This window comes from Enterobacter sp. 241F3 (genome assembly GCF_034106785.1).
Taxonomy (GTDB): Bacteria; Pseudomonadota; Gammaproteobacteria; order Enterobacterales; family Enterobacteriaceae; genus Enterobacter; species Enterobacter vonholyi.
Window position 1 is genome coordinate 170,676 of sequence record NZ_JAWNDD010000003.1, and the last position, 20,847, is coordinate 191,522.

20 protein-coding genes are annotated in these 20,847 nt (G+C 56.5%); 12 read left to right on the top strand and 8 right to left on the bottom strand.

Annotation, left to right across the window (positions count from 1 at the left end):
• Positions 1–38: 38 nt before the first annotated feature.
• The 3 genes from UR504_RS11255 to UR504_RS11265 are packed head-to-tail and all read right to left on the bottom strand — an operon-like array spanning position 39 to position 1,867.
• On the bottom strand, positions 39–434 hold the full coding sequence (locus UR504_RS11255) for an MAPEG family protein (protein ID WP_021240443.1): 396 nt from the start codon (positions 432–434) through the stop codon (positions 39–41).
• 51 nt (positions 435–485) lie between these two features.
• Positions 486–1,304, bottom strand: a complete 819-nt coding sequence (locus UR504_RS11260) for a DUF72 domain-containing protein (protein ID WP_274240216.1) — start codon at positions 1,302–1,304, stop codon at positions 486–488.
• Positions 1,301–1,867, bottom strand: a complete 567-nt coding sequence (locus tag UR504_RS11265; protein WP_271369328.1) for a hydrolase — start codon at positions 1,865–1,867, stop codon at positions 1,301–1,303. Before UR504_RS11265 ends, UR504_RS11260 begins: the two co-directional genes overlap by 4 nt.
• A 263-nt stretch (positions 1,868–2,130) precedes the next feature.
• Here UR504_RS11265 and aspS point away from each other — a divergent pair, with 263 nt between their 5' ends.
• The 6 genes from aspS (at position 2,131) to ruvB (ending at position 7,386) form a co-directional block, all read left to right on the top strand.
• On the top strand, positions 2,131–3,903 hold the full coding sequence (gene aspS, locus UR504_RS11270; protein ID WP_111964818.1) for an aspartate--tRNA ligase: 1,773 nt from the start codon (positions 2,131–2,133) through the stop codon (positions 3,901–3,903).
• A 1-nt stretch (position 3,904) separates the two neighbouring features.
• Positions 3,905–4,348 carry a dihydroneopterin triphosphate diphosphatase gene (nudB, locus tag UR504_RS11275; RefSeq protein WP_008500446.1) on the top strand — a complete coding sequence of 148 codons (444 nt, stop codon included), beginning with the start codon at positions 3,905–3,907 and terminating at the stop codon, positions 4,346–4,348.
• Positions 4,349–4,375: 27 nt separating this feature from the next.
• The gene (locus UR504_RS11280) at positions 4,376–5,116 is read left to right on the top strand and encodes a YebC/PmpR family DNA-binding transcriptional regulator (protein WP_008500447.1); all 741 of its coding nucleotides are present in this window, start codon (positions 4,376–4,378) and stop codon (positions 5,114–5,116) included.
• 34 nt (positions 5,117–5,150) lie between these two features.
• On the top strand, positions 5,151–5,672 hold the full coding sequence (gene ruvC / locus UR504_RS11285) for a crossover junction endodeoxyribonuclease RuvC (protein ID WP_003859749.1): 522 nt from the start codon (positions 5,151–5,153) through the stop codon (positions 5,670–5,672).
• A gap of 80 nt (positions 5,673–5,752) precedes the next feature.
• Positions 5,753–6,367 (top strand): Holliday junction branch migration protein RuvA, encoded by a 615-nt coding sequence (gene ruvA, locus UR504_RS11290; protein WP_274240202.1) that lies wholly within the window; start codon positions 5,753–5,755, stop codon positions 6,365–6,367.
• 8 nt (positions 6,368–6,375) lie between these two features.
• On the top strand, positions 6,376–7,386 hold the full coding sequence (ruvB, locus tag UR504_RS11295; protein WP_008500449.1) for a Holliday junction branch migration DNA helicase RuvB: 1,011 nt from the start codon (positions 6,376–6,378) through the stop codon (positions 7,384–7,386).
• A 52-nt stretch (positions 7,387–7,438) separates the two neighbouring features.
• Here ruvB and znuB read toward each other — a convergent pair whose 3' ends face one another.
• Positions 7,439–8,224, bottom strand: a complete 786-nt coding sequence (gene znuB, locus UR504_RS11300; RefSeq protein WP_302235248.1) for a zinc ABC transporter permease subunit ZnuB — start codon at positions 8,222–8,224, stop codon at positions 7,439–7,441.
• Positions 8,221–8,976, bottom strand: coding sequence for a zinc ABC transporter ATP-binding protein ZnuC (gene znuC / locus UR504_RS11305; RefSeq protein WP_023312233.1), 756 nt, complete (start codon positions 8,974–8,976; stop codon positions 8,221–8,223). The genes znuB and znuC overlap by 4 nt, the downstream gene beginning before the upstream one ends.
• A gap of 77 nt (positions 8,977–9,053) precedes the next feature.
• On the opposite strand from znuC, the gene znuA reads away from it, so the two are divergent.
• From znuA to lpxM, 3 genes are all read left to right on the top strand, one after another.
• Positions 9,054–9,998, top strand: coding sequence for a zinc ABC transporter substrate-binding protein ZnuA (gene znuA, locus UR504_RS11310; RefSeq protein ID WP_133295439.1), 945 nt, complete (start codon positions 9,054–9,056; stop codon positions 9,996–9,998).
• A 15-nt stretch (positions 9,999–10,013) separates the two neighbouring features.
• Positions 10,014–11,333 (top strand): murein DD-endopeptidase MepM, encoded by a 1,320-nt coding sequence (gene mepM / locus UR504_RS11315; protein WP_045326742.1) that lies wholly within the window; start codon positions 10,014–10,016, stop codon positions 11,331–11,333.
• A 121-nt stretch (positions 11,334–11,454) separates the two neighbouring features.
• Positions 11,455–12,426, top strand: coding sequence for a lauroyl-Kdo(2)-lipid IV(A) myristoyltransferase (gene lpxM / locus UR504_RS11320; protein ID WP_127731450.1), 972 nt, complete (start codon positions 11,455–11,457; stop codon positions 12,424–12,426).
• 45 nt (positions 12,427–12,471) lie between these two features.
• Here the strand turns inward: lpxM and pyk are convergent, their stop codons facing one another.
• Together pyk and UR504_RS11330 are read right to left on the bottom strand one after the other, a co-directional pair.
• Positions 12,472–13,914, bottom strand: a complete 1,443-nt coding sequence (pyk, locus tag UR504_RS11325) for a pyruvate kinase (RefSeq protein WP_008500455.1) — start codon at positions 13,912–13,914, stop codon at positions 12,472–12,474.
• A gap of 140 nt (positions 13,915–14,054) precedes the next feature.
• Positions 14,055–14,924 carry a MurR/RpiR family transcriptional regulator gene (locus tag UR504_RS11330; protein WP_115875687.1) on the bottom strand — a complete coding sequence of 290 codons (870 nt, stop codon included), beginning with the start codon at positions 14,922–14,924 and terminating at the stop codon, positions 14,055–14,057.
• Between the two features lie 356 nt (positions 14,925–15,280).
• Here UR504_RS11330 and zwf point away from each other — a divergent pair, with 356 nt between their 5' ends.
• The 3 genes from zwf (at position 15,281) to kdgA (ending at position 19,482) form a co-directional block, all read left to right on the top strand.
• Positions 15,281–16,756, top strand: coding sequence for a glucose-6-phosphate dehydrogenase (gene zwf / locus UR504_RS11335; protein WP_008500457.1), 1,476 nt, complete (start codon positions 15,281–15,283; stop codon positions 16,754–16,756).
• Between the two features lie 233 nt (positions 16,757–16,989).
• Complete coding sequence (gene edd / locus UR504_RS11340; RefSeq protein ID WP_115875686.1) at positions 16,990–18,801, top strand: phosphogluconate dehydratase; 1,812 nt, start codon at positions 16,990–16,992, stop codon at positions 18,799–18,801.
• Positions 18,802–18,840: 39 nt separating this feature from the next.
• Positions 18,841–19,482, top strand: a complete 642-nt coding sequence (kdgA, locus tag UR504_RS11345) for a bifunctional 4-hydroxy-2-oxoglutarate aldolase/2-dehydro-3-deoxy-phosphogluconate aldolase (RefSeq protein WP_063409039.1) — start codon at positions 18,841–18,843, stop codon at positions 19,480–19,482.
• Between the two features lie 41 nt (positions 19,483–19,523).
• Here the strand turns inward: kdgA and purT are convergent, their stop codons facing one another.
• Positions 19,524–20,702: a formate-dependent phosphoribosylglycinamide formyltransferase gene (gene purT, locus UR504_RS11350; RefSeq protein ID WP_302235251.1), complete on the bottom strand. Its 1,179-nt coding sequence runs from the start codon at positions 20,700–20,702 to the stop codon at positions 19,524–19,526.
• Positions 20,703–20,847: the final 145 nt, after the last annotated feature.

A 20,847-nucleotide genomic window follows, 5' to 3' on the forward strand; every position in this document is an offset into this window, starting at 1 on the left:
CGTAAAAATCCGGGAAAAATAAAGTGGCGTATTGTGCGCTAATGGAGGGAGAAAACCAACTCCCACGGCATATACCACAGGTTAGCCAGCACCATCAGCAAAAGTGAACACCAGGTTGCACTCATGCCGGAACGACGCCAGCGGATTAAGCGATGGTGAAAGCCGTAATAATGCATCAGGCGGCCAGCGATAAGCAGCAGGCCACAGATGTGCACCATCCAGGTTTCTGCGCCATTCATCTCCATAAACAGCAGCAGGATTAAGGCTGCAGGGATGTATTCGACCGCGTTGCCATGAATGCGGATAGCGCTTTGTAGCTCTGAAAACCCGCCGTCACCGTAGGAGACGCGGTAGAGCGTTCTGAGGCGCACAACATCAAATGAAAACTTAATCAGCAGTAATGCACCTAACACCGCATACAGCGCGCTGACCATACAAACTCCCTGTTTTTGGCAGATGGCACTTCACTATGATAGGGGGTGATATCAGAAAAGAGAAGATTGTTGTGGGATGGAAGGGGCGCTTCCCACGGACGGCACCGCAGCCTGCAAGGCCTGCCATAGAGCATCGACCAGTTCGGGGGCCTGGGCAATATCCGGCGTGTGCAAAAAGAGATACGGCGTAGTGGTGTGTTCCCACGCTGCCAGTTTTTCCAGCCAGACGGTGAACAGCGCCTGGTTTTGCGGCATGTTATCGCTGCCGATAAACCTGACCATTGGGTTCTGTGCGGTCACGATGGCGTGGACCGGCACTTTCGGTTTTTTACGCTGAGCTTCAACGATGGCTTCGCTATGTGGGATAGCGCTGTGCACCGGACGGCTGTCGAGGATCACCCGGTTAACGGAACGCTCAAGCAGGCCGCGATTGAGCGCTTTTTCCGCTTCGCCCTTAGCAAAAAACTCAGGATGCCTGACTTCAACGCCGTAGGTAAACTCCCGGGGCAGGGCGTCCAGAAACGTCCACAGCGAGGGCAGGTCGCGCGGGCCAAAGACGGCCGGAAGCTGCAGCCAGTACTGGCCGATGCGGTTTGCCAGAGGCGTCATCCGGGCAAAGAATTCATCGGTCAACTCACCGCAGTTTCGCAGTGCGGCCTGGTGAGAAATGGTCGCCGGAAACTTAAAGCAGAAGCGGAAGTCATCGGTCGTTTGTTCCCGCCAGCGCGCAACAATCTCGGCTTTCGGAAGCGCATACAGGGTGGTGTTACCCTCGACACAGTTGAAGTGCCGGGCATATTCCTCAAGGCTGGTGATGCCAAGGCGCACCCATTTCGGGTGCGACCACTGGGGTAAACCGACATACATCATAGCGCGCTGACAATCTCATCCGTGCTGCGCACGCGGCCGATGCGCGGGAAGATGTGGGTCATGCTGCCCTGATGCTGTTCTGCGGAGGCCGCGCTGCAGGCATCTTCGGCAATCACCAGATTAAAGCCGAGTTCCCACGCGTTGCGGGCAGTCGACTCCACGCCGATGTTGGTGGAAATACCGCACAGGATAATGGTGTCAATGCCGCGACGGCGGAGCTGCAGTTCAAGATCGGTGCCGTAGAATGCGCCCCACTGACGTTTGGTCACTTCAATATCGCTGTCGCGTTTACCCAGTGAGGCCGGATACGTCCACCAGTTTTCCGGCAGGGCGCGTGCAGGAGCCTGGGCATCAACGGGCTGTTTTAACGCTTCGGCGTAATCAGCAGACCAGCCGACGCGCACCATGACAACCGGGGCACCGCTGGCGCGGCATTTTTCCGCCAGGCGGGCGGCGCGGCTAACTACATCTTCCGCGGTATGCGGGCCACCGGCGAAGGGCAAAATGCCTTCCTGTAAATCAATCACGACAAGCGCGGTTTTACTGGCATCAAGTGTTAACATCGTTACTCCCGTTAAATGAATCACTTCCGGACACCATACGACGTGATGGCCTGTTCCTGGGCGGATAATTTTGTTAATTTTTGTGAGAATGCGCAATAAGAGTGCAGCAAACGACCGCCAGGCCGTGGTTCGCTCTTATCGTCCGGCGGAATTTCCAGTATAATAGCCGCCTTTTTTCATCCAGTTGTGACATACAGAAAGCTGCGACATAGTAGCCTGCATACCAGGCGACATTTAGCCTGCGGCTAATTAAGGGATATCTCATGCGTACAGAATATTGCGGGCAGCTGCGTCAGTCCCACGTCGGACAGCAGGTAACCCTGTGTGGTTGGGTCAATCGTCGTCGTGATCTTGGTAGCCTTATCTTCATCGATATGCGCGACCGCGAAGGTATCGTTCAGGTGTTCTTCGACCCGGATCGCGCTGATGCGTTGAAGCTGGCCTCTGAGCTGCGTAATGAGTTCTGCATTCAGGTCACCGGCACCGTGCGTGCGCGTGACGAGAAAAACGTTAACGCCGACATGGCGACGGGTGCCATTGAAGTGCTGGCGTCCGATCTGACGATCATTAACCGTGCTGAAGCGCTGCCGCTGGACTCCAACCACGTCAACACTGAAGAAGCGCGTCTGAAATACCGCTATCTGGATCTGCGTCGTCCGGAGATGGCTCAGCGCCTGAAAACCCGTGCGAAAATCACCAGCCTGGTGCGTCGCTTTATGGATGACCACGGTTTCCTCGATATCGAAACCCCGATGCTGACCAAAGCCACGCCGGAAGGCGCGCGCGATTACCTGGTGCCATCCCGCGTCCATAAAGGCAAATTCTACGCGCTGCCGCAGTCTCCACAGCTGTTCAAACAGCTGCTGATGATGTCCGGCTTCGATCGCTACTATCAGATCGTGAAATGCTTCCGCGACGAAGACCTGCGTGCTGACCGCCAGCCTGAATTTACCCAGATCGATGTGGAAACCTCCTTCATGACCGCTGAGCAGGTGCGTGAAGTGATGGAAGCCCTGGTGCGTAGCCTGTGGAACGACGTTAAAGGCGTTGAGCTGGGCGATTTCCCGATCATGACCTTCGCGGAAGCCGAGCGTCGTTATGGCTCTGACAAACCAGACCTGCGTAACCCGATGGAGCTGGTGGACGTTGCAGACCTGGTGAAAGCCGTTGAGTTTGCCGTCTTCTCCGGCCCGGCTAACGATCCTAAAGGCCGTGTGGCGGCCCTGCGCGTACCGGGTGGTGCAGCACTGAGCCGTAAGCAGATCGACGATTACGGCAACTTCATCAAGATCTACGGCGCTAAAGGTCTGGCCTATATTAAAGTGACCGAGCGTGCGAAAGGTCTGGAAGGTATCACCAGCCCGGTCGCGAAATTCCTGAACGCTGACATCGTGGAAGCGATCCTTGAGCGCACCGGCGCGCAGGACGGCGACATGATCTTCTTCGGCGCAGATAACAAGAAAGTTGTTGCGGATGCGATGGGCGCGCTGCGTCTGAAGCTCGGCAAAGACCTGAACCTGACCGACGAGAGCAAATGGGCGCCGCTGTGGGTTATCGACTTCCCAATGTTTGAAGACGACGGTGAAGGCGGCCTGACCGCGATGCACCACCCGTTCACCTCGCCAAAAGAGATGACGGCGGCAGAGCTGAAAGCGGCACCGGAAGAGGCCGTCGCCAACGCCTACGATATGGTCATTAACGGCTACGAAGTGGGCGGCGGTTCCGTGCGTATTCACAGCGGTGAAATGCAGCAGACCGTGTTCGGCATCCTGGGTATCAACGAGCAGGAGCAGCGCGAGAAATTCGGCTTCCTGCTGGACGCGCTGAAATACGGTACGCCTCCGCACGCGGGCCTGGCCTTTGGTCTTGACCGTCTGACCATGCTGCTGACCGGCACCGATAACATCCGTGATGTTATCGCCTTCCCGAAAACCACTGCCGCAGCGTGTCTGATGACCGAAGCGCCAAGCTTTGCCAACCCGGCCGCACTGGCTGAGCTGGGCATTGAGGTGGTGAAGAAGGAAGAGAAAAACTGATATGACATATAAGCTCCCCGTTTCGGTCCTGGTGGTCATTTATGCAGAAGACACGAAGCGGGTGCTGATGTTGCAGCGGCGTGATGACCCTGAATTCTGGCAGTCGGTTACCGGCAGTCTGGAAGAGGGGGAGACCGCGCCGCAGGCCGCCGCGCGTGAAGTAAAGGAAGAGGTCGCCATTGACGTTGCCCGCGAGCAACTGACCCTGAAGGACTGTCAGCGCACGGTGGAGTTCGAAATTTTTAGCCATTTACGTCATCGCTACGCGCCGGGTACCGAGCGCAATACGGAATCGTGGTTCTGTCTCGCGCTCCCCCATGAACGGGAGATCGTGTTTACCGAACACCTGACCTACCGCTGGGTGAATGCGGCGGATGCCGCCGCGCTGACCAAGTCGTGGAGCAACCGGCAGGCGATTGAAGAATTTGTAATTAACGCTGCCTGAAAAGGCGCGCTCTTTGAGGATATTTTTATGGCAGGTCATAGTAAGTGGGCCAACACCAAACACCGCAAAGCGGCACAGGATGCCAAGCGCGGTAAGATCTTTACCAAAATCATTCGCGAGCTGGTGACGGCAGCGCGTCTGGGCGGCGGCGACCCGGCGTCTAACCCGCGTCTGCGCGCGGCGGTTGATAAAGCGCTGTCCAACAACATGACGCGTGACACCCTGAACCGTGCAATCGCACGTGGCGTGGGCGGTGACGAAGACGCGAACATGGAAACCATCATTTATGAAGGTTACGGTCCTGGCGGTACGGCGGTGATGGTTGAGTGCCTGTCCGACAACCGTAACCGTACCGTTGCGGAAGTGCGCCACGCGTTCACCAAAACCGGTGGCAACCTGGGCACTGACGGTTCCGTTGCGTACCTGTTCAGCAAAAAAGGCGTCATCTCTTTCGAGAAAGGCGACGAAGATGCGATCATGGAAGCGGCGCTGGAAGCCGGTGCGGAAGACGTAGTGACCTTCGACGACGGTGCTATCGACGTTTATACCGCATGGGAAGAGATGGGTGCCGTGCGCGACGCGCTGGAAGCGGCAGGCCTGAAAGCGGACAACGCTGAAGTCTCCATGATCCCGTCCACCAAAGCGGACATGGATGCGGAAACCGCACCAAAACTGCTGCGTCTGATCGACATGCTCGAAGACTGTGACGACGTGCAGGAAGTGTACCACAACGGTGAAATCTCTGATGAGGTTGCAGCGACTCTCTGATGAGAGCGTATGAATCCGTTACAGGAGACGCGTGATGTCGATTATTCTCGGGATTGACCCAGGCTCACGCGTCACCGGTTATGGCGTTATCCGTCAGGTGGGACGCCAGTTAACCTACCTGGGCAGCGGCTGTATCCGCACCAAAGTTGACGATCTGCCGTCGCGCCTGAAGCTCATTTATGCGGGCGTATCTGAGATCATCACCCAGTTTCAGCCGGACTATTTCGCCATCGAGCAGGTCTTCATGGCGAAAAACGCCGATTCGGCGCTGAAGCTCGGCCAGGCGCGTGGCGTTGCCATTGTCGCTGCCGTGAACCAGGATTTGCCGGTATTTGAATACGCGGCGCGTCAGGTTAAGCAGACGGTGGTGGGTATTGGTAGCGCGGAGAAAAGTCAGGTGCAGCACATGGTGCGTACCCTGCTGAAGCTCCCTGCGAACCCGCAGGCCGATGCCGCGGATGCGCTGGCGATTGCGATTACCCACTGTCACGTGAGCCAGAACGCGATGCAAATGAGCGAGTCGCGGCTCAATCTGGCGCGAGGCAGGTTACGATAATGACAAATCAGGCTGGATGTTTATCCAGCCTTTTTTTATTATGTCGGCAGTTAATTTCTTCCAGAACGCAGGAGCGTCACGTGATAGGCAGACTCAGAGGCATCATCATTGAAAAACAACCCCCGTTAGTGCTGCTGGAAGTGGGTGGCGTGGGCTATGAAGTCCATATGCCGATGACCTGCTTCTACGAGCTGCCGGACGCGGGCAAAGAGGCGATTGTCTTTACTCAGTTTGTGGTGCGTGAAGATGCCCAGCTGCTGTATGGCTTCAACAACAAGCAGGAACGCACGCTGTTCCGCGAGCTGATTAAAACCAACGGCGTCGGGCCGAAGCTGGCGCTGGCGATCTTATCCGGCATGTCTGCACCACAGTTTGTGAATGCCGTTGAGCGCGAAGATCCTGCGGCGCTGATTAAGCTTCCGGGCATCGGTAAGAAAACGGCAGAGCGTCTGATTGTCGAGATGAAAGACCGCTTTAAAGGCCTGCATGGCGATCTCTTCACGCCGGCGGCCGATCTGGTACTGACCTCTCCAGGTGCGCCTGCGACGGATGATGATGCCGAGCAGGAAGCGGTTGCCGCGCTGGTGGCGCTGGGCTATAAACCTCAGGAGGCCAGCCGTATGGTGAGCAAAATTGCCAAACCGGACGCCAGGAGTGAAACCCTGATTCGTGAAGCGCTGCGCGCTGCATTGTGAGGTAAAGGATGATTGAAGCAGACCGCCTGGTTTCGGCAGGCACTGTTCAGGCAGAGGATGTGGTGGATCGCGCGATTCGCCCAAAACTGCTTGATGAGTACATTGGCCAGCCGCAGGTTCGTTCCCAGATGGAGATTTTCATCCAGGCGGCAAAGCTGCGCGGCGATGCGCTCGATCACCTGCTGATTTTTGGCCCTCCCGGTTTAGGCAAAACCACGCTGGCGAATATCGTCGCCAATGAGATGGGCGTTAACCTGCGCACCACCTCCGGCCCGGTGCTGGAGAAGGCGGGCGATTTGGCGGCCATGCTGACCAACCTCGAACCGCATGACGTGCTGTTTATCGATGAGATCCACCGTCTTTCACCGGTGGTAGAAGAGGTGCTCTATCCGGCGATGGAAGATTACCAGCTGGATATCATGATCGGCGAAGGTCCGGCCGCGCGCTCCATCAAAATTGATCTGCCGCCGTTTACCCTGATTGGCGCAACGACGCGAGCCGGGTCGTTGACCTCTCCACTGCGCGACCGTTTCGGGATCGTGCAGCGTCTGGAATTTTATCAGGTTGCCGATCTCCAGCACATCGTTGGCCGCAGCGCCCGCTATATGGGGCTGGAAATGAGCGAAGAGGGCGCGTTTGAAGTGGCGAAGCGTTCCCGCGGTACGCCGCGTATCGCCAACCGCCTGCTGCGCCGCGTGCGTGACTTTGCTGAGGTGAAGCACAACGGTTCGATTTCCGCCGAGATTGCCGCCCAGGCGCTGGACATGCTGAACGTCGATGCCGAAGGTTTTGATTACATGGACCGCAAGCTGCTGCTGGCGGTGCTGGACAAGTTCTTTGGTGGCCCGGTCGGGCTGGATAACCTGGCGGCGGCTATTGGTGAAGAGCGTGAGACGATTGAAGATGTGCTGGAGCCGTATCTGATTCAGCAGGGCTTCCTGCAGCGCACCCCGCGTGGACGTATGGCAACGGTGCGGGCGTGGAATCATTTCGGCATTACGCCACCGGCAATGCCGTAAGCAGCGATAATTTGTAGCCCCGGTAAGCGAAGCGCCACCGGGGACATACCCACTACTGTGCGGTCTTCTTCATCATACTGAGGATAAACAGCACCGCAGCACTCAGCACCACGGACGGCCCCGCAGGCGTGTCATAGAACGCCGAGAAGGTGAGTCCACCCGTTACCGCAATCATCCCGACGATCACGGCTACGCCGGCCATCTGCTCAGGCGTACGGGCAAAACGACGCGCCGTAGCGGCAGGGATGATCAGCAGGGACGTAATAATCAGCGCGCCGACAAACTTCATCGCTACGCCAATGGTTAACGCCGTCACCAGCATCAGCAGCAGCTTAACGCGCTGCAGCTTCACGCCGTCGACAAACGCCAGGTCCGGGCTGACGGTCATGGCCAGTAAATTCCGCCACTGCCAGAACAGAATAGCGAGCACCACCAGCACGCCAATGGCTATAGCGATGAGATCCTCCGGCGTCACGGCCAGCAGGTCACCGAAGAGGTAGGCCATCAGATCCACGCGGATGTTCGACATCAGGCTGACCACCACCAGGCCCAGCGACAGGGCACTGTGCGCCATGATGCCAAGCAGGGTATCGATGGCGAGGTGAGGGCGCTTCTCCAGCCAGACCAGACCGGCCGCCAGCAGCAGCGTGACCACAATCACCGCGTAGAACGGGTTGACGTTCAGCAGCAGGCCAAAAGCCACGCCCAGCAGGGACGCATGCGCCAGGGTATCACCGAAGTAAGACATTCTGCGCCATACCACAAACGAGCCGAGCGGGCCCGCGGCGCAGGCAAGCATAATCCCGGCCAGCCAGCCGGGCAGTAACAGTTCAATCATGAGTGTCCATTTCCCCGACGCAGTACGATTCGTCCCTGTAAATCATGGCGATGATTATGATGATGACGATAAATGCCAAGCTGCTCGGCGCCGCGAGGGCCGAACATGGAGATAAACTCCGGATGCATGGAGACGACTTCAGGTGTACCTGAGCAGCAGATATGATGGTTGAGGCACAGCACTTCGTCGGTTTTTGCCATTACCAGATGGAGATCATGGGAGACCATCAGCACTGCGCAATCGAGCTCTCGACGTAGCTGGTCGATCAAATCATAAAGCGCAACCTGACCATTCACATCCACACCCTGAGTCGGCTCATCCAGTACCAGAAGCTGCGGGCTGCTCAGCAGCGCGCGGGCAAGTAAAACACGCTGAGTTTCACCGCCGGACAGTTTTTGCAGCGGCGCATCGACAAGATGGCCCGCCTGCACGCGTTTCAGTGCCGGGAGAATATCGGCTTTACGCGTGCCGGGGCGCAGACGCAGGAAACGGCTGACCGTCAGCGGCAGCGTGGCGTCGAGATGAAGTTTTTGCGGCACATAGCCAATACGCAATTTTTCCTCACGCTTAATCACGCCTTCATCGGGTGCGACCAAACCCAGCACCACGCGTACCAGGGTGGATTTACCTGCGCCATTGGGGCCGAGAAGCGTCAGAATTTTGCCGGGCTTCAGATCGAGCGACACGTCAGAGAGGACGCGGCGCTGGCCAAATGAGACCGAAATATTTTCAAGAGAAACCAATGTCGTCATGTCATTTTAAGCTTGAAGAAGTCAACGAATGTTATAATATCACACTCCACGCATTCACTACGATGATTAGTCGCATTATGTTACATAAAAATACGCTTCTTTTCGCAGCATTATCTGCTGCCCTTTGGGGGACAACCGCACAAGATGTTAACGCTGCGGTTGTCGCTTCGCTTAAGCCACTTGGATTCATCGCGTCCGCCATTGCAGACGGCGTAACGGAGACCCAGGTTCTGCTCCCTGATGGTGCATCTGAGCATGACTATTCCCTGCGCCCGTCAGATGTAAAACGCTTGCAAAACGCGGACTTAGTCGTCTGGATTGGTCCTGAAATGGAAGCGTTCATGCAGAAGTCAGCAAAACAGGTGGCGGGTGAAAAACAGGTCGCGATTGCCGACCTCCCCGGCGTGAAACCGTTGCTCATGAAAGGGGCGGATGACGACGGCGACGAACATGACCACAATGCTGCAGACGGTGAAAAAGGTGATGGAGATCACCATCACGGCGAGTACAACATGCATCTTTGGTTATCCCCAGAGATAGCGCGGCTTTCAGCGGTTGCAATCCATGACAAATTAGTGGAACTTATGCCGCAAAGTCGAGCCAAACTAGACGCCAACCTGAAGGATTTTGAGGCACAATTAGCCGCAACCGATAAGCAGGTGGGTAATGAGCTCGCACCGTTGAAAGGAAAAGGGTATTTCGTTTTTCATGACGCCTACGGCTATTACGAAAAACACTACGGTTTGACCCCGCTGGGCCACTTCACCGTCAACCCTGAAATTCAGCCTGGTGCGCAGCGTTTACATGAAATCAGAACACAGCTGGTTGAGCAGAAAGCGACATGCGTTTTTGCTGAGCCACAGTTCAGGCCAGCGGTCGTAGAAGCCGTGGCCAGGGGAACATCCGTGCGCATGGGAACCCTTGACCCGCTAGGTACGAATATCCAGTTGAGCAAAGCGAGCTATTCGCAGTTCCTCAGCCAACTGGCGAACCAGTATGCGAGCTGCCTGAAAGGAGAATAACGAGGAAGTGAATACGTGCAACAGATAGCCCGCTCTGTCGCCCTGGCATTTAACAATCTGCCTCGACCCCACCGCGTTATGCTGGGGTCGCTTACAGTACTCACCTTAGCGGTCGCCGTCTGGCGGCCCTATGTGTACCACCCGAGTTCTGCCCCTATTATCAAAACCATTGAGCTTGAAAAGAGCGAAATCCGTTCTTTGCTGCCTGAAGCCAGTGAGCCTATCGACCAGGCGGCACAGGAAGATGAAGCTATCCCGCAGGATGAACTGGACGATAAAACCGAGAACGAAGCGGGTATCCACGAATATGTAGTGTCTACCGGTGACACGCTGAGCAGCGTGCTGAACCAGTACGGCATCGACATGGGTAATATCAGCCAGCTGGCGGCTGCGGATAAAGATCTTCGTAATCTGAAAATCGGACAGCAGCTCTCCTGGACATTAACGGCGGATGGCGATCTCCAGCGTCTGACCTGGGAAATGTCCCGCCGCGAAACCCGCACCTACGATCGCACTGCAAACGGTTTCAAGATGACCAGCGAAATGCAGAAGGGCGACTGGGTTAACAGCGTTCTGAAAGGCACCGTGGGCGCGAGCTTTGTTTCCAGCGCGCGTGATGCAGGGTTGACCAGCGCTGAAATCAGTTCGGTGATCAAAGCCATGCAGTGGCAGATGGATTTCCGCAAGCTGAAGAAGGGTGATGAGTTCTCCGTCCTGATGTCACGCGAAATGCTGGACGGCAAGCGCGAGCAAAGCCAGCTGCTGGGCGTCCGACTGCGCTCTGAGGGTAAAGATTATTACGCGATTCGTGCCGAAGACGGTAAGTTCTACGATCGCAGCGGTACGGGCCTTGCGAAAGGCTTCCTGCGCTTCCCGACGGCAAAACAGTTCCGCGTCTCCTCTAACTTTAACCCGCGTCGTCTGAACCCGGTTACCGGGCGCGTCGCGCCGCACCGTGGGGTTGATTTTGCCATGCCGCAGGGTACGCCGGTACTGGCGGTAGGGGATGGCGAAGTGGTGGTGGCCAAGCGTAGCGGTGCCGCCGGATATTATGTCGCGGTACGTCATGGTCGTACTTATACGACCCGCTACATGCACCTGCGCAAGCTGCTGGTCAAACCGGGCCAGAAGGTGAAGCGTGGTGACCGTATCGCGATTTCCGGCAATACCGGACGCTCCACCGGCCCGCATCTGCACTATGAAGTGTGGATCAACCAACAGGCAGTGAACCCGCTGACGGCGAAACTGCCGCGCACCGAAGGCCTGACAGGTAAAGATCGTACTGATTATCTGGCGCAGGTGAAAGAGGTGATACCGCAGCTGAGCTTAAACTAAGCCCTCTGTTTTTGTTAAAAAAGCCGGCGCACACTGACGCCGGCTTTTTCTTTTGTGCGGGGACGACTGCCTCGCTACACTATCTGAATAAAATTTTGCGTCATCAGACCCTGGATCCAGCATGGAAACCAAAAAAAACAATATTGAATACATTCCTGAGTTTGAAAAATCCTTCCGCCATCCGCGCAACTGGGGCGCCTGGCTTGGTGTTTACGCCTTCGCGGGGATGGCGTTGCTGCCGGCTTCCGTCCGAGACCCGGTTCTGGGGAAAATTGGCCGTCTGGCCGGGCGTTTAGGCAAGAGCGCCCGCCGCCGCGCGCAGATTAACCTCTACTACTGTTTTCCTGAGAAAAGCGACGCCGAACGTGAGGTAATTATTGATGAGATGTATACCACTGCCCCGCAGGCAATGGCGATGATGGCGGAACTGGCGCTGAAAGGGCCGGATAAAATCGTCGATCGCGTTGACTGGAAAGGGCTGGACATCATCGAGGAGATGCGCCGCAATGACGAGAAAGTGATTTTCCTTGTCCCCCACGGCTGGGGCGTTGATATTCCGGCGATGCTCATGGCGTCTCAGGGCCAGAAAATGGCGGCAATGTTCCATAACCAGGGAAATAAAATCTACGATTTTGTCTGGAACACGGTGCGTCGTCGTTTTGGCGGACGTTTGCATGCGCGTAACGATGGCATTAAGCCCTTCATTCAGTCGGTACGTCAGGGGTACTGGGGCTACTATCTCCCGGATCAGGACCACGGCCCAGAGCACAGCGAGTTTGTCGATTTCTTTGCGACCTATAAAGCGACGCTTCCCGCGATTGGTCGACTGATGAAAGTCTGTCGTGCCCGCGTGATCCCGCTATTCCCGGTCTATGACGGCAAAACGCATCGCCTGAGTATTGAGGTCCGTCCGCCGATGGACGATCTGCTCACCGCGGACGACCACACCATCGCGCGTCGAATGAACGAAGAGGTGGAGATCCTGGTGGGGCCGCATGCCGAACAGTACACGTGGATTTTGAAGCTGCTTAAAACGCGTAAACCGGGTGAAACAGAGCCCTACAAACGCAAAGAGCTTTATCCGAGGAAATAAAAAAAGCCCTCTCCAGACGGAGAGGGCTTTTTAACACAAACGTTATTACTCGACGGTCATAACGCGCGTGGTGTTGGTTGAGCCGATGGTGCTCATCACATCGCCCTGGGTCACGATGACGATATCACCGGACACCAGATAGCCTTTGTCGCGCAGCAGGTTTACGGCATCGTGCGCTGCAGCTACGCCGTCATTGGTGCTGTCGAAGTGAACCGGCGTCACGCCGCGGTACAGCGCCGTCAGGTTCAGGGTACGTTCGTGACGGGACATGGCGAAAATTGGCAGGCCAGAGCTGATACGAGAGGTCATCAGCGCGGTGCGGCCAGATTCGGTCATGGTGATGATCGCGGTAACGCCCTTCAGGTGGTTTGCCGCGTACATCGCAGACATCGCAATCGCTTCTTCCACGTTGTCGAACTGCACGTCCAGACGATGTTTAGAGACGTTGATGCTTGGGATCTTTTCAGCGCCCAGGCAGACGCGCGCCATGGCGGCCACGGTTTCTGCCGGATACTGGCCCGCAGCGGTTTCCGCAGAGAGCATCACCGCATCCGTACCGTCCAGCACGGCGTTGGCCACGTCCATGACCTCCGCACGGGTTGGCATTGGGTTGGTGATCATCGATTCCATCATCTGAGTGGCGGTGATCACCGCGCGGTTCAGCTGACGTGCGCGACGAATCAGCGCTTTCTGGATACCGACCAGCTCAGGGTCGCCGATTTCCACGCCCAGGTCACCACGCGCAACCATGACAACGTCAGAGGCGAGGATCACATCGTCCATGGCATCCTGATCGCAAACGGCCTCCGCGCGTTCAACTTTAGCGACGATTTTAGCATCACAGCCTGCATCACGTGCCAGGCGACGCGCATAGTTAAGATCTTCGCCACAGCGCGGGAAGGAGACGGCCAGGTAGTCAACGCCGATCAGCGCGGCAGTTACGATGTCCGCTTTGTCTTTATCGGTAAGCGCTTCTGCTGAGAGGCCGCCACCCAGTTTGTTGATGCCTTTATTGTTGGAGAGCGGGCCGCCAACGGTGACTTCGGTGAACACTTTCATGCCCTGAACTTCCAGCACCTTCAGCTGTACGCGACCGTCGTCGAGCAGCAGGATATCGCCAGGCACCACGTCAGCCGGCAGGCCTTTATAGTCGATACCAACTTTCTCTTTATCGCCTTCGCCTTTGCCCAGGTTGGCATCAAGCAGGAATTTGTCGCCGATATTGAGGAAAACTTTACCCTCTTTAAAGGTCGATACACGGATTTTTGGACCCTGCAAATCGCCGAGGATAGCAACGTGGCGGCCCAGTTTTGCTGCAATTTCACGCACTTTATCGGCACGTAATTTATGGTCTTCTGGCGTACCGTGAGAGAAGTTCATACGCACCACGTTGGCACCGGCGGCGATAATTTTTTCGAGATTATTATCGCGATCGGTGGCCGGGCCTAAGGTGGTTACGATCTTGGTTCTGCGAAGCCTTCTGGACATGTAATACTCCGTTGACTGAAACAACTTTGGTGTTGCGTGAACATTGAATCGGCCTTCATCTGCTGCAAGGCAGCGGCGAGGGGACCGAATGCCGTAAATCGTTACATCGTCATTATTCGTGACGTATTCGTTATCAACTATCAGGGAACATCGCTCTTTATAAGCAATTCTTTATCAAAACGCGATTCCTTCAGCGCTTCCTTGACCCGCTTCAAGTTATCCCGGAATTTTGCCCCGCGACGTAGGGTAAAACCGGTCGCAAGCACGTCAATCACGGTGAGCTGGGCCAGTCGGGAGACCATCGGCATATAAATGTCTGTGTCTTCCGGCACGTCGAGGGTGATTGCCAGCGTTGCCTCACGCGCCAGCGGCGTGCCGGCTGTAGTGAGGGCAATCACCATGGCATCGTTTTCACGGGCCAGCTGCGCCAGCTCTACCTGACTTTTGGTGCGGCCGGTATGCGAAATCAGTACCACGACGTCATCTTCACTGCAATTCATACAGCTCATGCGTTGCAGCACAATGTCATCGGAATAAATAACCGGAACGTTAAAGCGGAAAAATTTATTCATGGCGTCATGCGCGACGGCCGCCGACGACCCGAGCCCAAAGAACGCAATTCGCTTGGCCTGGGTGAGTAAATCCACCGCGCGATTCACGGAGCTCATGTCCAGAGACTGACGGACGTGGTCAAGCGAAGCCATGGCCGACTCAAAAATTTTCGTGGTATAGGCATCAACGCTGTCGTCTTCATCCACATTACGATTAACATAAGGGGTGCCGTTAGCCAGACTTTGTGCCAGATGCAGTTTAAAATCAGGAAAGCCGCGCGTTTCCAGACTGCGGCAAAAACGATTGACCGTGGGTTCGCTAACACCCGCTTCCTGTGCCAGAGCGGCGATGCTTGAATGAATCGCCTGAGCGGGGGAGGCCATAATGACCTCGGCCACTTTTCGCTCGGATTTGCTAAGGTGTTCCAGTTGAAACTGGATTTTTTCCAGCATGTTCATGTTAACAGGACGCTCATGGGTGTAAACGATTTCATAAATTGATGAAATCGAGATTCGATTTAGCCGATATTACCCTTGTGGCTTCCATTAAGGGTAATAATCGACAAGATAATGTTGTTGTTTTTTTTCATTACTTGATCGATGTCGGGTTTTGCTATGACCCTGTTGCGCAAAGAAACGACGGTTGTTGCGTCATTAAGCCGTCGAAATCATCCGAAGGGTGAAAAATCGCGGTATCGCACGCGACGATAAGCGCTAATGGTTTCGGGAATGACGTAAAAGCAGTACAGTGCATTGTAATAAAATTACAACGATACCTGGCAGAAGCACCAGGTGATCCAACTGAGGAGAATGACATGGCGGTAACGCAAACAGCCCAGGCATGTGACCTGGTCATTTTCGGCGCGAAAGGCGATCTTGCACGCCGAAAATTGCTGCCTTCCCTGTATCAACTGGAGAAAGCGGGCCAAATTCATCCGGATACCCGTATCCTGGGTGTAGGGCGCGCCGACTGGGACAAGGACGCTTATACCAAAGTCGTCCGCGAGGCGCTCGAAACTTTCATGAAAGAAAAAATTGATGAAAGTTTGTGGGATACCCTGAGTGGACGCCTCGATTTCTGCAACCTGGACGTGAATGACGTCAGCGCATTCGCCCGCCTGGGCGCGATGCTGGATCAGAAAAACCGTGTCACCATTAACTATTTCGCCATGCCGCCAAGCACCTTCGGCGCCATTTGCAAAGGTCTTGGCGAAGCCAAACTGAACGCCAAACCGGCGCGCGTCGTGATGGAGAAGCCGCTGGGTACGTCGCTGGCAACCTCGCGCGAAATCAACGACCAGGTGGGCGAGTTCTTTGAAGAATGCCAGGTCTACCGTATCGACCACTACCTCGGTAAAGAGACGGTTCTGAACCTGCTGGCGCTGCGTTTCGCTAACTCCCTGTTTGTGAATAACTGGGACAACCGCACTATCGATCACGTGGAAATCACCGTGGCGGAAGAGGTGGGGATTGAAGGTCGCTGGGGTTACTTTGACCAGGCCGGTCAGATGCGCGACATGATCCAGAACCACCTGCTGCAGATTCTGTGCATGATTGCCATGTCTCCTCCGTCTGACCTGACGGCTGACAGCATCCGCGACGCCAAAGTGAAAGTGCTGAAGTCGCTGCGCCGTATCGACCGCTCCAACGTGCGCGAGAAGACCGTTCGCGGCCAGTACACCGCCGGGTTTGCGCAAGGCAAAAAAGTGCCAGGCTACCTGGAAGAAGAGGGCGCGAACAAGTCCAGCAACACCGAGACGTTCGTGGCGATCCGCGTGGATATCGACGACTGGCGTTGGGCGGGGGTTCCGTTCTACCTGCGCACCGGTAAGCGTCTGCCGGCCAAATGTTCCGAAGTGGTTGTCTACTTTAAGAACCCGGAACTGAACCTGTTCAAAGAGTCCTGGCAGGAACTGCCGCAGAATAAACTGACCATTCGTCTGCAGCCGGACGAGGGCGTGGATATCCAGATCCTGAACAAAGTGCCGGGCCTGGATCATAAACACAACCTGCAGACCACCAAGCTGGATCTGAGCTATTCCGAAACTTTCAACCAGACGCACCTGGCCGATGCTTACGAGCGTCTGCTGCTGGAAACCATGCGCGGTATTCAGGCGCTGTTCGTGCGCCGTGATGAAGTGGAAGAAGCATGGAAATGGGTCGACTCCATCACCGAAGCCTGGGCTGCCGATCAGGATGCGCCAAAACCGTATCAGGCGGGCACCTGGGGACCTGTCGCGTCGGTGGCGATGATCACCCGCGATGGCCGCTCCTGGAACGAGTTTGAGTAAGATAATCCGCTAGCCCGAAAGTGTTATTTTACCGGTAACATGATCTAACACAGCTAGTGGCACAATTTTCAACTTTTAAGCTCCGTGTGGATTCACCCGCGGAGCTTTTTTTATTACACTGCCGGAAGTGATTTTGCCCCTGAGCTCCGGACAGCAAGCGTTTCAGCGTTGTTAACAACTGCCAGCGACTTTGTAAACACCCGAGCCCGGACAGATAAATGAGAGGAGCTTTTATGAATCCGACATTGTTACGCGTAACACAGCGCATTATTGAGCGCTCGAAAGAGACCCGTTCGGCCTACCTCGCCCGAATTGAGCAGGCAAAGAGCAACACCGTCCACCGCTCCCAGCTGGCCTGCGGTAACCTGGCGCACGGCTTCGCCGCCTGCCAGCCTGACGATAAAGCGTCGCTGAAAAGCATGTTGCGTAACAATATCGCCATCATTACCGCCTATAACGATATGCTCTCCGCGCACCAGCCGTATGAGGTCTACCCGGATATCATTCGTAAAGCGTTGCACAGCGTGAATGCGGTGGGCCAGGTCGCGGGCGGCGTACCTGCCATGTGCGACGGCGTGACGCAGGGACAGGACGGTATGGAGCTCTCCCTGCTGAGCCGCGAAGTGATTGCCATGTCCGCAGCGGTTGGCCTGTCACACAACATGTTTGATGGCGCGCTTTATCTCGGCGTGTGCGACAAAATTGTCCCGGGTCTGGTGATGGCGGCGCTGTCGTTTGGGCATCTGCCTGCTATCTTCGTGCCGTCCGGTCCAATGGCAAGCGGTCTGCCGAACAAAGAAAAAGTGCGTATCCGCCAGCTGTACGCGGAAGGGAAAGCAGACCGTCAGGCGCTGCTGGAGGCGGAAGCCGCGTCCTATCATGCGCCGGGGACCTGCACGTTCTACGGTACGGCTAACACTAACCAGATGGTGGTGGAGTTTATGGGGATGCAGCTTCCGGGCTCGTCCTTTATCCAGCCGGATGCGCCGCTGCGCAAGGCGCTGACCGAGGCCGCGGCCCGTCAGGTCACGCGTCTGACCGGAAACGGCAACGAATGGATGCCGATGGGTAAAATGGTCGATGAAAAAGTCATCGTCAACGGGATTGTCGCGCTGCTGGCAACCGGGGGGTCAACCAACCACACCATGCACCTGGTGGCTATGGCGCGTGCGGCGGGCATTCTGATTAACTGGGATGACTTCTCCGAGATCTCTTCCGTGGTGCCGCTGATGGCACGCCTCTACCCGAACGGTCCGGCGGATATTAACCACTTCCAGGCCGCTGGCGGCGTACCGCTGCTGATGCGCGAGCTGCTGAAGGGCGGTCTGCTGCATGAAGACGTGAATACCGTGGCTGGCTTTGGCCTGCAGCGCTACACCCAGGAGCCGTGGCTGAACAACGGCGAGCTGGACTGGCGTGATGGGGCGAGCGCGTCTCTTGATGCGCAGGTGATTGCCACTATCGACAAACCTTTCTCTCCTCACGGTGGCACCAAAGTGCTGAGCGGCAACCTCGGTCGCGCGGTGATGAAAACCTCTGCAGTACCGGAAGAGAACCAGATTATCGAAGCGCCGGCGGTGGTGTTTGAAAGCCAGCACGACGTATTACCCGCCTTTGACGCCGGCCTGCTTGATAAAGACTGCGTGGTGGTGGTGCGCCACCAGGGGCCTAAAGCCAACGGGATGCCAGAATTACATAAACTTATGCCCCCACTTGGTGTATTATTGGACCGCCGTTTCAAAATTGCGTTAGTAACCGATGGACGCCTCTCTGGGGCATCCGGTAAAGTGCCTTCAGCCATCCACGTGACGCCTGAAGCTTACGACGGCGGTTTACTGGCGAAAGTGCGTGACGGTGACACGATCCGCGTGAACGGTCAGACAGGTGAGTTAACCCTGCTGGTCGATGACGCCGAGCTGGCGGCACGTCAGCCCCATATTCCTGACCTGAGCGCATCGCGCGTGGGGACCGGACGCGAAATGTTCAGCGCGCTGCGTGAGAAACTCTCCGGTGCGGAGCAGGGCGCTACCTGTATTACGTTTTAAGACGACTTGATTTTAACGATCTGGCGAGAGAAAACTCTGATGAAAAACTGGAAAACAAGTGCAGAATCAATCCTGACCACTGGCCCTGTCGTGCCGGTTATCGTGGTAAACAAGCTGGAGCACGCTGTACCGATGGCGAAAGCGCTGGTTGCGGGTGGCGTTCGCGTTCTGGAAGTGACCCTGCGCACCGCCTGCGCAATGGATGCCATTCGCGCGATTGCCAAAGAAGTGCCGGACGCCATCATCGGTGCGGGTACCGTGACGAACGCAAAACAGCTGGCTGAAGTGACCGAAGCGGGCGCACAGTTTGCCATCAGCCCGGGTCTGACCGAGTCGCTGCTGAAAGCCGCGACCGAAGGCACTATTCCACTGATCCCGGGTATCAGCACCGTCTCCGAACTGATGCTGGGCATGGACTACGGTCTGAAAGAGTTCAAATTCTTCCCGGCTGAAGCGAATGGCGGCACCAAAGCGCTGCAGGCGATTGCGGGTCCATTCTCTCAGGTACGCTTCTGCCCGACGGGCGGCATCTCTCCTGCCAACTACCGTGACTACCTGGCACTGAAAAGCGTCCTGTGCATCGGTGGCTCATGGCTGGTTCCGGCGGATGCGCTGGAAGCGGGCGACTGGGATCGCATCACAAAACTTGCTCGCGAAGCGGTGGAAGGCGCGAAGCAGTAAGTCTCTCGTCGCATGAAAAACGGGCCTTACGGCCCGTTTTTTTATCCTGCAACCTTGACGCTCGCAGCGGCCGCTTTGGCTCTCGCCACGGCGTCGTCAACGTTATCCCCGGTGGCTAACGCCACGCCAAGACGGCGGGTTCCGTCGATCTCCGGCTTACCGAACAAACGTACCTGCAACCCGGCACCCACCGCCGCGTCAACGTTATCAAACGTAACGTTCTGGCTGGTTAGCTGCGGCAGGATCACCGCCGAGGCGGCCGGGCCGTACTGACGGATACCCCCGACGGGCAGGCCGAGGAAGGCACGCACGTGCAGAGCGAATTCGGAGAGATCCTGCGAAATCAGCGTCACCATGCCGGTGTCATGCGGGCGAGGGGAGACTTCGCTGAAAATCACCTCATCACCGCACACAAACAGCTCCACGCCAAACAGGCCATAGCCGCCCAGCGCCAGGACGGTTTTACGGGCGATCTCCTGAGCACGTTCAAGCGCCAGGGCGCTCATCTGCTGCGGCTGCCAGGATTCGCGGTAATCGCCATCTTCCTGGCGGTGGCCAATCGGGTCGCAGAAATGGACGCCGTCAACGGCGCTGACGGTCAGCAGGGTGATCTCGAAATCAAACTTCACGACGCCTTCGACGATGACGCGACCGGCACCGGCGCGGCCACCCTGTTGGGCGTACTCCCACGCCTTGCCCAGCGTGCTGCTGTCGCGGATAAAGCTCTGTCCTTTACCGGAGGAGCTCATCACCGGCTTAACGATGCACGGGTACCCAATCTCCTCAACGGCCTGCAGGAATGCGGCTTTATCGCCAGCAAAACGATAGCTCGACGTGGGCAACCCGAGCTCTTCTGCCGCCAGACGACGAATGCCTTCGCGGTTCATGGTCAGCTTTGCGGCTTTCGCGCAGGGCACCACGCGCTGGCCTTCCTGCTCAAGCGCAATCAGCGTGTCGGTGGCGATGGCTTCAATTTCCGGCACGACAAAATCAGGTTTCTCGCGCGTAATCAGCTCGCGAAGGGCATCGCCGTCCAGCATGTTAATCACATAAGAACGATGGGCGACGTGCATGGCGGGTGCATCGGCGTAGCGGTCTACGGCAATAACTTCCACGCCTAAACGCTGGCACTCAATGGCGACCTCCTTTCCCAGCTCGCCCGATCCCAACAGCATCACTCGCGTCGCCGCAGGTCGCAGCGCGGTTCCTAAACGAATCATAACAATCCCCCTGAAAAAGTTGCGGGCAGTATAAACGAAAACGTTTGCGTCTGTCTTGTGCACGGCCAGGTGAGGGGAGAAGAAATTTGCGCTTCTTTAGCCCGTCCAGACATTTCCTGACGCCTGCTCGCTTACGCTGTGGATT